The following is a 14,096-nucleotide window of genomic DNA, read 5'->3' on the forward strand; positions in this document are numbered from 1 at the left end:
CTGGCTGCCGGCTTCGCTGACCATGCGCACAGCGCGCTCGATGACTTCGGGGGAATACTTCGGTTGCTTTTTCATAGCTCCATTTTCTCAAAGAATGGAGCCTCTACAAAACCCGGGGCGATTCAGAGTGTCATAACGGCGCTCTTATTCTTGATGAGTGTGGCTCGTGGCTCAACACTCGCAATTTTCAGGACAAGGGTCGTGCTGAGTTGCTGGAGTGGGCCATTCATGCGCGCAAATTTGGTTGGGATGTGTTTTTCATCATGCAAAACGTCTCTCAAATTGATAAGCAGTTGCGTGATTCCTTGCTTGAGTATGTTGTGCGTATGAACAGGCTTGATCGGATGAAAGTTCCTTTCATTAGCTCCGCTGTCAAGCTGTTGACTGCTGGTATGTCTGAGGGAAATTTACCCCGTTTGCATATCGGTGTAGTTCGCTTGGGTTCGTCCCCGGATGGTCTTGTTGCTGATCGTTGGGTCTTCCGCGGTGATGATTTGAACGCGGCCTATAACACCACTCAGGTGTTTTCAGATGCTTACCCTCATGGGTGTCATTCCTTGCTCTCGTCATGGCACTTATCTGCTCTTGTCGGGGTTCCTGTCGATTTTATCGGCCCATTGCCGGCATCGCCGGCCGCTCTCGCGCTTCTTCGCTCTCGCTGTTCTCCGTCTAAACCTTCGTGGACCCGTATGATTAAATTTACCGTTGGTGTGCTTGTTGCTGGTCTTGCTGTCGGCGTCTTCAGTACGCGGTATGCCTATACGCATGGCATTGGCGTGCAGGTCCAGGAGGATAAGCCTATCGTTTATGAAAAGGGCTTGCACGGCTTGGGCTATTTTTCTGATGGTTCTGCTTATACCGTTTCTTTGTCTGATGGCCGGTTGATGAAAGCGCTTCGTTTTAGGCGTGAGACCGTCGGATGGTCTGCGATGATCGAGCCTGACGTTTGGGTGCGGGGTGGCTTATGAAGCGCTTTTTTGCTGCATTTTTGCTTTGTGCTGTGGCACTTAGCGCTCGTGCTGAGGTCGTGTCTTTTGACTTCAATTCTGTGTCGCTCGTTGCGTTTGCGCAGGCTATCTATCGCAATATGCTGCGTCGTGACTTTGTCATTTCTCCTGATGCGTTGTCGCTCGATCGCAAGTTTTCCTTGTCTTTGCGGGCTATCGATTCGGGTAAGGTTCCTGCTCTTGTCGACGGTATTTTGCTGCAACAAGGTGTTGTGAGTGAGTTGAGGGACGGCGTGTATTACATCGACTTGTCCAAGGATGCCAGGAGCGCTTTGCAGCGTGAGAGGGCGGTTGCTGATGGCTCTTTGCAGCATCCGGGTATTCAAGGGGCATCGGGGCCAGTTGCTCCGCCGGTTGCTCCTTCTGGTGCTCCTGCCGCGTCTTCTGGGCCTGATGCTGATCTATCTAAGGTCGGAGGTATGCAGCGTTCGTCAGCTGATGTCTCTCAGGTTTATGAGTCCGATAACAGGTCAGTGGATTTTTTGGTGGACGTTATCAAGGCGGCGTTTGGTGATCGGGCGGCTGTTGTTGCTGGTGGCCAGGTCGTTGTCAGTGGTTCGGAATCCGATGTGGAAAAGATGTTTATCTTGCTTCGTGCTATCGATAGGTTGCCGAAGATGGTCGATATTTCTGCTTCTTGGATTGAAGTGACTGAGACTGGATCTGATCAGCAAGGCATTTCGATAATGGCCAATGTTCTCGGGGCAAAACTTGGCCTTGCTCTTGGTGTTCAGGGTGGTTCTAGCGCTGTCAGTCTCAAAGGTGCAAATTTTGGTTTGGTGCTGGATGCGCTTAGGACGGATGGGCGTTTTCGGCAGGTCTCAAATTCTCGTGTTGTTGGTGATGATTACCAGAAAATGACTTTGATTGTGGGTGATGAAACGCCTACGATCTCCAGCACTGGCAAGGACAATGCAGGTAATACGGTGCAGAACGTTGTCTATCGTGCCTCTGGTGTCATTGTTGATGTGCTGCCTAAAGTTTTGGGTAGCGGCAAGGTCAATCTTGCTATTGACGGCCAGATATCCAGCTTCAAGGCCACGGCTACCGGTGTTGTTGGTTCTCCTACTTTGATCAAGCGGCAGGTAAAAACGTCTGTGACGGTTGCTGATGGCGATGTGTTGCTTATTGGCGGTTTGAACGATAGTCAGGACGATCAGCGCTCCAATGGTCTCTCTTTTCTTCCTGCTGCTTGGTCCTTGAAAAACAATACAAAGAGCAGGACTGATCTTGTTTTGGTTTTGAGTGCTCATGTTTCCCGTGCTTCAGAAAAACAGTGACTTGTCACGCTAATTCCGTAGTGACAGCACAAGCGGCCCGAAGGGCAAAATCTTTGAGGGTATATCGAAGTCGGCGGTTGATTTTGAAGTAATGGCGCCAGATGGCCCGTGCGCATCGGAGCGAGGAGCGACAAGTTTTCAAAGTTTTAGCGGGTAGTCCGCTGCCTCGCTTAGTACCTCGTCGCTGCACGTTGGCCAGTACGGCCCACTCTGAAAAACCGTTTTGAAAGTATGCACATGAAACAGCTTGAGGATGACAAGACGATTGATCTACTCGGCCCGATTAAACGGGGCAGGGGGCGTCCGGCAACTGGCGCGGCAAAGACAAGTGCACAGCGGCAAAAAGATCGCAGGGATCGCTTGCGTGACGATGGCAAAGCATTTTTGACGGTGCATGTAGATGCGCAGGTGCTGGAAGGATTGAAGGCGTATATCCGCTTCAAGGACATTACGCCGGATCAGGTGATAGAGAAATTATTGCGTCAGCAATTGCTGCGCAAGCGGTAGCGGAAAGCTTCGTGCCGCTATCTGCGCGCAGCGCGGGTGGCGGCGCGAAGCGCCGCTAAACTTGTATTAGGGACACTTAAGAACACAGCAGTAGAAATCGCAGTTACGGGCATGGGCAGTACAGGATTTCAGACCAGTTTTTGATGGACAAAAAAAAAGCCCCAGGCATCTACTAAATGCCCGGGGCCTTCGATAAACCTGCCGTTACAGGACTACCGAATGACCGAATTAGATTATGAAAACGCTTTAGCGTCAATTGATTTCTCGCCTGTAGAGCCATCTGCGCAACATCGTCCGGAGTGGTGGGACGATGACGGGATCAAGAACACATGGAACGACAACTATACGGCCCGTAAGCGCGTTTTTCCGGATGGGCAGTGTGAAGTGACGGTAACCAAGGAACGGCACTTCGTAGGCCCCGCTAGGTTGCTCAAAACGAAGGCCAAGCGCGGCGAATCCGAAAACCGCGAGGCAAACGATGATGATGCTGGCCGCCGTGCGAAAAAGAACGTCAAACACTGCTGCAAACAGATCGGCGCTGATCGCATGGTCACGCTGACGTATCGAGAAAATATGGTGGATCGTGAGACAGCACTCAAGCACTGGAAAGCATTTTGCCGCAAGCTCGGCAAGCACAAACAATTTCACTATGTCGCTGTTATCGAGGAACAGGAGCGCGGCGCGCTGCACTTCCATGTGGCGGTGGCCGGTCGGCAAATGTACTCGCTCTTGCGCTCGATCTGGCAAAGCGTCCTGGGCCGGGGGCCGAATGGCGAACAGATGGGGCAAGTCAACGTCCGTGATCCGCATCGCTTTGGCTTTGGTGTTACTGGTGCGCACAAGATCGCCAGCTATATTGCCAAGTACTGCGGCAAGGAAATGCAGTGCAGGGCGCTCGATCAAAAGCGTTATTTCCGCTCTAAGGGCATCGTGGTACCCGAAGTCCACTCATGGCGCTTATTGGGCTGCACGTCGATGCTCGGTGCTGCACAGGCCGCATTCCGTGCGATTGAGGGGCATTGTATGGATGGGTTGCAGACTTGGTGTAACAACGGCCTTGGCGTCGTCTACCTTGCGACCGCGCCGGGCCTACCGGATGCTGTGCATGAATGTCCGTTTTGAATGTTGTATAGTTTATTCAGTGCAACATTTGGAGTCGCATGGATATGGGAGTTTCGGAGTCGTCGCAGTTGGTATTTCCGGTGGATGGCGTCATGCAAAAAACGTGGGATGATGCTGTTGCACGATGGTTGATAGAGAAAGCCGATAAGGCATCCTTGAAGTCAGATCAGTGCATTATTCGATGGCTGGATCGTTATTTGAGCGGCCTTCCGATTGTTGATATTACCCGACCAGTGGTTGACTCATTGGCACACAAGAAAATTGCATCAGGTGTGGCAAACGGAACCGTGAACAGGATGCTCGCATTGCTGCGATCAATCCTGATCCGTGCTTCTGTTGATTGGGAGTGGTTGCCTGTTGTTCCGAAGGTTCGCCTCCTTCGTGAGCCAGTGCGCCGTGTTCGTTATCTTACGAAGGTTCAAGCGGAGTCTCTTTTGTTGCAGCTTCCATCGCACCTTGCCGAGATGACCGCGTTTTCATTGGCAACTGGTCTTCGAAAGAGTAATGTCACAGGGCTGTGTTGGTCCCAGGTAGATTTAGGTCGTCGATTAGCTTGGATTCATCCAGATCAGTCTAAGACACGAAAAGCGATTGCCGTGCCTTTGAATATTGATGCGTTGCGAGTGGTGTCCTTGCAGGTTGGGAAACATCCTGTTCGTGTGTTTAGCTACAAGGGTGAACCAGTTGCGCAGGTGACTACTGCCGCTTGGTACAAGGCGCTAAAACGATGTGGTATTGAGAATTTTCGATGGCATGATTTAAGGCATACATGGGCGAGTTGGCATGTGCAGAACGGAACGCCACTAAACGTTCTTCAGGAATTGGGTGGTTGGGAAAGTGCACAGATGGTTCGCAGGTACGCTCATTTTTCAGTATCTCATTTAGCGGTTTATGCTGAAGCGTTACCAAATTTAGTTACGAAAGAATTTACGAGAAAGTAGTATCTATGCAGGATATTTTAGGTTTTCCTTGCTTTTCAATGGATCGCAATGGGGTGAAATTTTTTGGTTTTTCAGAATACCTAGCTGCATTAGCATTGATGGTTGTTGCGTGGACTATAGCAGATATAAGATATAAATTTAGAATTAGTACCGCTGCCTTCCCAATATTAAATTTATCATATTTTTTATTGTCGTTTGTTGGTGTGGCAACGTTAGTCACTGATTTTTGGCGAGCCGGTAGTCGATGTGTTATTGCTGGTGACTTTATTACACCATCTGGATGGCAAGGTGTACTAGGAGCGATTTTCTTGTTTGTTTTTTTGGTGTGGGCATGGTTTGCTTTTATTTCCCCAAGCAAGTTCGGAAGGTGGAATGGTGGATTGTATTGGAAAGCATTACATAGAACGATATTAAAAAGCAATGCAGATGAGTGTCGAGTTATAGGCGAGGAGTTGGGTAAAACGGCTAGCTCTCTTGTCCGTTTTGCTTGGACGAGACAGGAATATCATAATGCGTATAGTTCGCGGAATCGTGTCAATATTTTTTTGAAAAATATTCTAAATAGACATAGATTTCACGCTAATAATATTTTGGCATTGATTGGTGACGCCCGATTTTGTAAATATTTAGTTCATACATCATCTGTTTCTGCACTCGAAATATTTCGTGCAATGGTTGATCAAAAAAGATTTGATATTTCAATAAATGTATTTATAAGAAATATTACCATTGAGGCTATACAGTATAAGGATTCCTTTGTCTATAATGAGGTGGCGCGCTACGCAAATGGATATTTTGGGAGCGAAAAAACTTTCACTACGATTCTATATGGGAACTATGAGTTGATAGAGTCATCTTCAATTGTTTATCAAGCCTATTCGGAAATTCATGAGAAGTGGTCCTCAGATCAATGGAATGCGTATTTTAGACTCGTCTTAATGACAGCGCAGAATTTTTCTGAGGTAAGAGATGTAGGGCAGAGTTCAAGAGTTTTATCATCGGTGATGAATGGTTTGGATTTGATTGGAAGTTTAAATGTTAATGTTGTGAGTGCCGATATTGAGTGGTACAAGAATGAAGATTTTAAAATATTTGAGATAATCTGCGAATTTCTAAAAAGTTTTGTAAATATACTTAGTGTTGGAAATTCTGATATGCTAGGTTGGGTTAAGGTTTGCATGAACAATGCTGATCAGGCGATTTATGATGATATTGCAAGAGCTATTTATAAAGTAATTGTTAAAGCGTCAAGCGTAAAGGGTCATAGGGATTACTGCTATAGTGTTCAATATGGAACTGTATGGAATAGTTTTTTTGGGGATGGAGTTGTTTCAGATTTGGATAATTTATTAAAATTTAAGATACGGAGAATGATTTACGATGAGGTTGTGTTGTTGCAGACGGTTCCAAATTTCGAAGGTGCAAATTTATTGGCAATGCTAATGAATGTATGTGGATTGGTAGCTTATGACTCTGCGAGGTGGAGTAAGGAGATGGGACGATTCCATAAGTTAATTTTGCGATGGTTGCAGCGTAACTATGTTTCGTTGGCTTTGAGAAATCAGGAGATTTCTAAATCTTGTCTTGTGGAGGGTATTGTGTATGATCCAGTTACGTGTCGATTGATAAAAACGTTTCGACCGTTTTCAGGTATGCCTGGTGCTCAGCAAATTCTATTGCTTGAGTCTCCCGTTTTATAGGTCTTAAGTTAGTAGTATTGTTTTTCAGAATTTAGTAATGAAGAGTTTTGCATCGATTATTTTTCGGCAATTGATGGCAATTGTGGTAGAGCATGTGTCTCATAATCCGTTGGTGCCGTGTTCGACTCACGGGAGGCCCACCAGAATTTAGCAAGAATAGAACGAGCCCCGGCGGGTGACTGCCGGGGCTTTTTTCGTGCTGTCGTACAATCGCGGCATTGCGATTAATGAGAGATGAAACGAGATGACGGCTGAAGTGAGGATTGACGATATCGTGGCGGGTGATGGCAAGGCGGCGGTGCGTGGCGCGCTGATCACTGCGCATTACCGGGGCTGGCTCGAAGATGGCACGGAGTTTGACTCGTCGCACAAGCGGGGCGAGCCTTTCCGCTGTGTGTTGAGCAATAACAAGGTGATTCAGGGCTGGATTTTGGGTTTGCACGGCATGCAGGTAGGCGGCAAGCGCAAGCTGTGGGTGCCGGCAGCGCTGGCGTATGGCGAGCGGCAGGTGGGCTTGATTCCACCTGGCTCCAATTTGATCTTCGAGATTGAATTGCTGGAAGCGCTGACGCGCGATTGATGCCAGACAGGGGCATCAGCTCAATCGCTTCCGTATTCTCCCAGCGTATTTCAGGTGGTGCGCTTGTTGGCGATCAAGCCTGTTTCAGGTTGACCGGTATCACGTCCAACGCCGGCACGATGTCGCGCAGGCTGGCTACTTCACAGGTGGGGATGGCCGTCGAGGTATTGGCCATACTGTCCGGGTTGAAGCAGCAGCTGTCGATGCCGTAGCGGTTGGCGCCGAGGATGTCCGCGTCCAGGCGGTCGCCGACGATGATGGTCGTATCCTTGCTGAATGCGCGGGCCATGTTGGCGGCGTATTCGAAGAAGCGCACGTCCGGCTTGGCGTGGCCGCAGGCTTCGGAGGTGGCGACGAAGGAAATGTAGTCGCTCAGGCCCGATGCGGCGATGCGGCGGTTCTGGATGGCTTCGACGCCGTTGGTGATGATGCCCACTTCGCCGATACGCGACAGCGTTTCGCACACTTCTTGGGCGCCATCGATGAGCACGACTGTGTCCGGCAGGGAGTCCAGATACAGACGGCTGGCCAGTTCCGGATCGATGGCGATGCCGTTCAGTGCAAACGTCTTGCGGAAGCGTTCCACCTTCAGGAAATCCTTGCTCACGTCACCCGTTTCGAAACGTCTCCACAGGTCGACGTTGATCGCCTGGTATTGGGAAAACAGCGCGTCGATGCCGTCGCGCAAGCCCAGTTCGTGCATGGTGTGCAGGAACGAGCGTTTTTCGGACGCCCGGAAGTCGAGCAGGGTATCGTCGAGGTCAAACAGGAATAGCTTGTATTTCATGGCGTGTCATTGAAAGGAACTTGTCTTGCATCGTAGCACGTAGCGCTGAGTTCGGTTGGCCGTGCCCTGTGCGGGCGATCCGCTACAATCGCTGCCACTCTTGCCACCTTCACTTGACTCCTGCCCATGACCCAGCTCTCCGTCAATGTCAATAAAATCGCCCTGCTGCGCAATTCGCGCGGGCGCAACTTCCCCGACCTGCTGGCGTTTTCCGCGCGCTTTCTCGACTTGGGCGCCGCCGGGATTACCTTGCATCCGCGTCCGGACCAGCGTCATGCGCTCTACGATGATGTGGCCCCATTGCAGCGCCTGTGCGCGGAGCGGGGACGCGAACTGAATGTCGAGGGCTATCCAGCGGCGGACTTTCTGGAGGTGGTGAAAAGCGCGCGCCCGGCGCAATGCACCCTGGTGCCCGACATGCCGAGGCAATTGACGTCCGATCACGGATGGGACATTGAAAAACACGCGGCGCTGCTGCGTCCCGTCATTGCGGAATTGAATGACCTGGGCATTCGCGTCAGCTTGTTTGTCGATGCCGATTACCCGGCGCTGGAATGGGCGCGCGAGGTGGGCGCGGCGCGGGTCGAGTTATACACGGAACGGTTCGCCGAAAGCCATGGCAGCGAGCATGGCGACACCATATTTGATATGTATCTGCAGGCGTCGCGACGTGCGCAGGTGCTGGGCCTGGGCGTGAATGCCGGGCACGATCTCGACCTGCGCAACCTGGCACGTTTCCTGGAGATTCCCGGCGTTCTGGAAGTGTCGATCGGCCATGCACTGGTGGTCGAGTGCATCGAGCTGGGCATGGACAAGGTGCTGGGCCGTTACCTTGAGATATGTCAACCGTAGGGAACTTGGGCGGCGCCGCTGGCCGGCCGCTGCAGCCTGAGCCGGACTGGCCCTTCTTCGATGCCGACTTCGCCGTCACGGCACAGACGCTGGCGCAGGTGCAAGCGCTGACGTCCGATGCGGCGGCGCAACTGTGGACGCGCCATGTGTCGGCCCATCCCGACGAGACGCATCCCATGCAACTGCGCGAGGGACACCACTTGCAGACTACGATGTCGGGGCCGGGCTGGCTGGCCGAGTTCGATGCCGTTTCCAGCGAACACTTGGCGCAGGATGGCTGCGTGGCAAGGTTTCTCTCTTCCCATTTTCACGCTGCCAATGCGGCACCCGTTTTTTTTATGGCCAGCCGGGCGCGCGCTTATGCGCTGACACCGGCCGCGCTTGCCGCATGCTGGCCTTGCTTGCTGGCCATTTCTGATGAGGGCCCCTTGCTGTACCAGCCTGCCACGGGCAAGTTCGTTTATTTCTCGCCACAGGGGGCGCTGGCGGGTGGCGAGGAATGTTTACAGCCCGTTTAACGCGTCCATCCGGTGGCGATAACCGCTACGGCTGAATGCCAGCCGCGTTGCCTATTTACACTGAAACCTGACCATTTTCGTTCGCTGTTGAATGGCCGCGGTGCACTGTTTGACTCCCGCTAAATCCATGTGCAGGTAGCGTTCGGTAGCGGCATACAGGCAGTCCACTTGAAACAGATAGTGGGGGGCATCGAAATTGATATTCCAGCGTTGATACAAGGTGCCGGCTCGTGTCCACTCCCTGATCGGGGCCAGGATAGGCAGGGCTTCGCCATCCACCGGCGGCTGATTCGCCGGATAGGACAGCACGCGCACACTGTCTAGCCTGGCGGCGGGCAGGTTCCAGCTCAATGGAGCTGCTTGCGGGCAAGAAAGAGAGGTTGCTGCGACTGGCTGCATCGTCGTGGCCGCGATAGCCAATGCCAGCAGTGCGAGCGGCTTCATTCGACCACAGAATAGAGCTCAGGGCGATTCGATGATACGGCCACCGAACGACCAAAGTGGATCACGCGGGCGCTGGGTTTGTGGTTGCGCCACTGGTCGAAAATTTCAATACCGCCAAGCACCTTGCGAATGAAGAGCGCCGCATGCTTGCCATGCCGCAGATTCTGATAGCGACCATTGACGAAGGTGGCAATCAGCGTCCCTTTCGCGATGCTACCTTTTCCAGCAGATCAGTCACTTTGTCGCCTTCGCGCCAAAGCGATGAGGCACGGGCGCCTGCGAGGTCCCTGACCAGGGTGACGCACTCGCCATTTCCCACGATTTCTTTTTGCTTTGTATGGTCGGCACTCGCAATGTAGGGCATGGCGTTTCTCTCTGTGGCTGACGGTAGAGAGAGCGTACGCAAGATGCGGACAGGCACCTTGATGTGCGCCAGGGCAATACGGAGCATTGACGCGTGTCATGGCCCCGCCTGGCGCACGAACAGACTTACATATCCACCCACCAGTTGAGCAAGGTTTCATCATCGTCGTCATCGAGGTTGACGTAGATGTTGGCGAAGTACCATTCCACGCCCGTTGCTTCGCGGAAGGCGTCGAAGGGACCGTTGACGTTGTAGATGCCATGGTGTCCCGGCACGCTGAAGGTGAGGTTGCCCTTGTACTGGCCATCCATGGTACCGCCCAGCTGGCTTTGTACGTCGCGTTCGAGCTGATCCACTGCCTCTTGCGACACGTCGTCGGCATAGATCTGGATGCAGAAGTTGCCGCCGCGCTTAAGCACTTCGGCGGGAGCGAGCGGGTCGGCGATGCTGATGATGTCGCCGCGCGCCAAATTCAGGGTCAGGCCGGGCGAGGCCAGCAATTCGTAGACGTGCTCGTCGATCTGGCGCGCGGGCAGGGTTTCATACACGGGGCCGCTGGAGTTTTCGCCTGCCAGTACGCGGATGTGCGGCAAGCCTTCGCAATTGATATCTTTCATTGATTCTTTCATAGTGCCTGCGCGCTGCGCTGCTGGTCGCGCCGGTTTGTGGTTTATTGCAATATTGTACCGGGTGCGTACCGGCTGGCGGCTTAGGCAACGGTGCAAACGAGGAGCGGCAATGGAGAATGCGGCGCGGGCAGGTGGCTGTCCATGTGGCGTCGTGCGCTTCGAAGTGACGGGCGATCAAGTGGGTTGGAAGGGGAGTCAACACCCCGGAATGAAAAAAGCACGCCGAAGCGTGCTTGCGCGGATGACTGCCGCTGATTACTTAATTGTGCGCGCTGATGCCGCTGCGGAATTGTTCAAAACCGGCGCGCGCTGCCTTGTAGCAATTACCGGCGGCCGCTTCCAGGCCTTCGCGGTCGAGTACTTCGACCGTGCCGCGGCGGTACTGGATCAAGCCTTCGTCCTGCAACTTGCGGGCCGTGACGGTGATGCTTTCGCGGCGCACGCCCAGCATGTTGGCCATGGTGTCTTGCGTTACCTTCAGCTCGTTCGACAGGGAACGGTCGAGGCGGTCCAGCAGCCAGCGGCACAGTTTTTGTTCGATGCTGCAATGACGGCCGCCCACCACGTTCTGTGCCATTTGCGCAAACATGGCGCTGGTGTAGCGCATCAGCAATTGCGCCAGGGCGCCACCCTCATTGAACACTTCGCGCAGGAAGGCCGTTTTCAGGCGGTAGCCGTAGCCGGCCGTCTGCACGATGGCGGTACAGGTGGCGCGTTCCGCTTCATACAGCACCACGCCAGCGACACCTTCGCGGCCGACGACGGCGATCTCGGTGGTGGCGCCGTCTTCCATCACGTACAGCAGGGAAACGATGGCATTGGTGGGGAAATAAGTGTATTCAATTTTGCCGCCGCAATCGAACAGATGCTTGCCAGCAGGCAAAGCGACCAATTCCAACTGGCAAAACAGGCGCTCCAGATCGGCGCGCGACAAGGCGCGCAGCAATTCGTTCTGTTGCGCGCCCGTGATGCTGATCATGGGCGTGGCGGGCGCGGCTTGCCAATTGTGCTGGGCGGCTGCGTGGCTATTCGTTGCTGGTGTCAGGTTGCTATAAGCTTTGTACATGGTAGGGCCTCGTCTTCTGATTTTGTTGGATGGCGCTGCTTTTCTGGCTTGCTAGCGTTGTGCTGAATCTTGTATCCACTATAGGACCAGGGGGCGCCGGCGGGCATCGGATGAGCCGACGTGCTTATGTAGGCTAGGAACATTGCCTCGTGTCATCCGACTCCTACGCCTGTTGCCGTATTTCCCCTATGGAAATAACGGTACTTCGGCAAAAAACGTCACGTTGCGCGTGACCCGCGAACTTTGGCCGTGTGCAGCAGTCAAACCACTCTGCGTTGCAGTACGACGATGATAAAATGTTGCATTGCGGAAATTTTACGTGTGATCGGAATGAGCTTGTTCTCCATTACTGCTCACTTTTGTCCCGTTTGTCTAATGAAGGAAAGCAACGCATGAAATGGTTTTTTGATCTGAAAATTGCCACCAAATTGATCTTGTCGTTTGGCGCCGTGCTGCTGTTGACGGCGACGCTGGGCGTGTCGGCGATCTTTTCCATGGCGCGCATTAATGCCGCGTCGACCGACCTGTCCGACAACTGGATGCCCAGCGTGCTGGCGGCCATGAATATGCGCAGCGATGTCAGCGATTTCCGCCGCTGGGAGCTGGCGCACATGCTGGCCGCGCAAGATGTCGACATGGCGCAGACTGAAACGCGCATGACGGAAACGCAGGTCAGGATGAAGGCCGATAGCGACAAGTACCGCAGCCTGATTTCCGAGCCGGGCGAGAAGGAAGTGTTCGAGCGCTTCCTGGCGCTCAACGATGAATTCATGCGCCTGCATGCAACCATGTTGAGCCTGTCGCGCGAGATGAAAAAGGAAGAGGCGCGCGCGCTGGCTGTGGGACCGTCGGCCCAGGTCATGACGGACATGATGGTGGCCCTCGATAAACTGGTGTCGATCAATACGGACGGCGGTGTACGCTCGAGCGCCAGCGCCGATGCAACCTATGCGGCCTCGCGCGCAAGTCTGATCGGCTTGGTGGTGGGCATCGTCGTCGTCGGCATGCTGCTGGCGCTGTGGGTGGCGCGCAGCGTGGCGCGTCCGCTGATCGAGGCCGTCGGGGTGGCGCGCCAGGTGGCGGCTGGCGATCTGACGGCGCATATCATTGTGCAATCGCAAGATGAAACGGGGCAATTGATGCAGGCCCTGAAAGATATGAATGCCAGCCTGCAAAAGCTGGTGGGCCAGGTACGCGGCGGCACCGATACCATCGCCACGGCGTCGAGCCAGATCGCCGCCGGCAACCAGGATTTGTCGTCGCGTACGGAAGAGCAGGCCAGTTCGCTGGAAGAAACGGCCTCGTCAATGGAAGAGCTGACCTCGACCGTGAAGCAGAATGCGGACAATGCGCGCCAAGCCAACACCATGGCGCTGACCTCGTCGAGCATCGCCATTGAGGGCGGCAAGGTCGTGGGCGAAGTGGTGGGCACGATGGCGTCGATCAACGAATCGTCGCGCAAGATCGTCGACATCATCGCCGTCATCGATGGCATTGCTTTCCAGACCAATATCCTGGCCCTGAATGCCGCCGTCGAGGCCGCGCGTGCGGGCGAGCAGGGGCGCGGCTTTGCCGTCGTGGCCACCGAAGTGCGCAACCTGGCGCAGCGCTCGGCCGCGGCGGCCAAGGATATCAAGGTACTGATCGGCGATTCGGTCGAGAAAGTCGAGGCGGGATCGAAACTGGTGGACCAGGCCGGCCGCACGATGGATGACATCGTTGCCAGTATCACCCGCGTGACAGACATCATGAGCGAGATCACGGCCGCCAGCAGCGAGCAGAGCGTCGGTATCGAACAGGTTAACCAGGCTATTGCTCAGATGGACCAGGTGACGCAGCAAAATGCGGCTCTGGTGGAAGAGGCGGCCGCCGCGGCCGAATCGATGCAGGAGCAGGCCGCCAGTTTGAGCGCCGTCGTCAGCATCTTCAAGCTCGACGTGGCCAGCGCCGCCGCGAGCCGGCCGCGCGCGCCCGTCATCGTCAAGGCGCCGACAGCCGTAGCGCCAGCAACTGCGCCGCGTCAACTGGCCGGCACGGCGCGTCGTGCGGCGCCGGTGGATGAATGGGAAAGCTTTTAAGTGAATGAAGTCAGGCGCGCTTGCGCGGCTTCTTGACGCCTGGGGCAGCGGCTTGCTGGCGCTGCTGCCACGCCCTCAGGGCCTCTTCGTAGGCTGCCAGATCTTCCTGGTACATTTCCAATACGCAAAAAGTGCAGCCGCTGTGGCAGCACTCGTCATTGCCCGGTTTGCTGGGCGGTTGCGGTTGCGGATCGTGGGGTAAGGGCGGGGTGGGCATGATG

The 14,096-nt window shown here is 54.2% G+C and carries 15 protein-coding genes and 1 pseudogene; 10 read left to right on the plus strand and 6 right to left on the minus strand.

Annotation, left to right across the window (positions count from 1 at the left end):
- Positions 1-128: 128 nt before the first annotated feature.
- The 7 genes and pseudogenes from GYK42_RS28485 to GYK42_RS28515 form a co-directional block, all read left to right on the plus strand.
- Positions 129-968 (plus strand): annotated as a pseudogene (locus GYK42_RS28485) (zonular occludens toxin domain-containing protein); the annotation flags it as partial.
- Positions 965-2,287, plus strand: coding sequence for a type II secretion system protein GspD (locus GYK42_RS28490; protein WP_166450230.1), 1,323 nt, complete (start codon positions 965-967; stop codon positions 2,285-2,287). The pseudogene GYK42_RS28485 and the gene GYK42_RS28490, both read left to right, overlap by 4 nt.
- A gap of 237 nt (positions 2,288-2,524) precedes the next feature.
- Entirely contained in the window at positions 2,525-2,794 is a 270-nt protein-coding gene (locus tag GYK42_RS28495) for a hypothetical protein (protein ID WP_133989425.1), read from the plus strand.
- A 219-nt stretch (positions 2,795-3,013) separates the two neighbouring features.
- Positions 3,014-3,916, plus strand: coding sequence for a rolling circle replication-associated protein (locus tag GYK42_RS28500; protein ID WP_166450231.1), 903 nt, complete (start codon positions 3,014-3,016; stop codon positions 3,914-3,916).
- Positions 3,917-3,954: 38 nt separating this feature from the next.
- Entirely contained in the window at positions 3,955-4,857 is a 903-nt protein-coding gene (locus tag GYK42_RS28505; RefSeq protein ID WP_240943929.1) for a tyrosine-type recombinase/integrase, read from the plus strand.
- A gap of 5 nt (positions 4,858-4,862) precedes the next feature.
- Entirely contained in the window at positions 4,863-6,557 is a 1,695-nt protein-coding gene (locus tag GYK42_RS28510; RefSeq protein WP_166450232.1) for a hypothetical protein, read from the plus strand.
- 244 nt (positions 6,558-6,801) lie between these two features.
- Positions 6,802-7,137, plus strand: a complete 336-nt coding sequence (locus GYK42_RS28515; protein WP_166450233.1) for an FKBP-type peptidyl-prolyl cis-trans isomerase — start codon at positions 6,802-6,804, stop codon at positions 7,135-7,137.
- Positions 7,138-7,210: 73 nt separating this feature from the next.
- On the opposite strand, the gene GYK42_RS28520 is transcribed toward GYK42_RS28515, so the two are convergent.
- Complete coding sequence (locus GYK42_RS28520) at positions 7,211-7,924, minus strand: YjjG family noncanonical pyrimidine nucleotidase (RefSeq protein ID WP_166450234.1); 714 nt, start codon at positions 7,922-7,924, stop codon at positions 7,211-7,213.
- Between the two features lie 126 nt (positions 7,925-8,050).
- Here GYK42_RS28520 and GYK42_RS28525 point away from each other — a divergent pair, with 126 nt between their 5' ends.
- Positions 8,051-8,776 carry a pyridoxine 5'-phosphate synthase gene (locus GYK42_RS28525; RefSeq protein WP_166450235.1) on the plus strand — a complete coding sequence of 242 codons (726 nt, stop codon included), beginning with the start codon at positions 8,051-8,053 and terminating at the stop codon, positions 8,774-8,776.
- Entirely contained in the window at positions 8,764-9,294 is a 531-nt protein-coding gene (locus GYK42_RS28530) for a DUF2947 family protein (RefSeq protein WP_166450236.1), read from the plus strand. Before GYK42_RS28525 ends, GYK42_RS28530 begins: the two co-directional genes overlap by 13 nt.
- Before the next feature lie 51 nt (positions 9,295-9,345).
- On the opposite strand, the gene GYK42_RS28535 is transcribed toward GYK42_RS28530, so the two are convergent.
- The 4 genes from GYK42_RS28535 to GYK42_RS28550 form a co-directional block, all read right to left on the minus strand.
- Positions 9,346-9,738 carry a hypothetical protein gene (locus GYK42_RS28535; RefSeq protein ID WP_166450237.1) on the minus strand — a complete coding sequence of 131 codons (393 nt, stop codon included), beginning with the start codon at positions 9,736-9,738 and terminating at the stop codon, positions 9,346-9,348.
- Complete coding sequence (locus GYK42_RS29470; RefSeq protein WP_346768176.1) at positions 9,735-9,950, minus strand: BPSL0067 family protein; 216 nt, start codon at positions 9,948-9,950, stop codon at positions 9,735-9,737. The genes GYK42_RS28535 and GYK42_RS29470 overlap by 4 nt, the downstream gene beginning before the upstream one ends.
- A gap of 277 nt (positions 9,951-10,227) precedes the next feature.
- A complete protein-coding gene (locus tag GYK42_RS28545; RefSeq protein WP_205711604.1) occupies positions 10,228-10,719 on the minus strand; it encodes a DUF4265 domain-containing protein in 492 nt (163 codons plus the stop codon).
- Between the two features lie 271 nt (positions 10,720-10,990).
- Positions 10,991-11,710: a Crp/Fnr family transcriptional regulator gene (locus GYK42_RS28550; protein ID WP_034747863.1), complete on the minus strand. Its 720-nt coding sequence runs from the start codon at positions 11,708-11,710 to the stop codon at positions 10,991-10,993.
- Positions 11,711-12,189: 479 nt separating this feature from the next.
- Between GYK42_RS28550 and GYK42_RS28555 the strand changes: the two genes are divergently transcribed.
- On the plus strand, positions 12,190-13,875 hold the full coding sequence (locus GYK42_RS28555; RefSeq protein ID WP_166450239.1) for a methyl-accepting chemotaxis protein: 1,686 nt from the start codon (positions 12,190-12,192) through the stop codon (positions 13,873-13,875).
- A 10-nt stretch (positions 13,876-13,885) separates the two neighbouring features.
- Here the strand turns inward: GYK42_RS28555 and GYK42_RS28560 are convergent.
- A partial coding sequence (locus GYK42_RS28560) for an oxidoreductase-like domain-containing protein (RefSeq protein ID WP_346768175.1) occupies positions 13,886-14,096 on the minus strand: 211 nt, incomplete at its 5' end.

It is taken from the genome of Janthinobacterium lividum, from assembly GCF_011601275.1.
GTDB classification, from domain to species: Bacteria; Pseudomonadota; Gammaproteobacteria; order Burkholderiales; family Burkholderiaceae_D; genus Janthinobacterium; species Janthinobacterium lividum_E.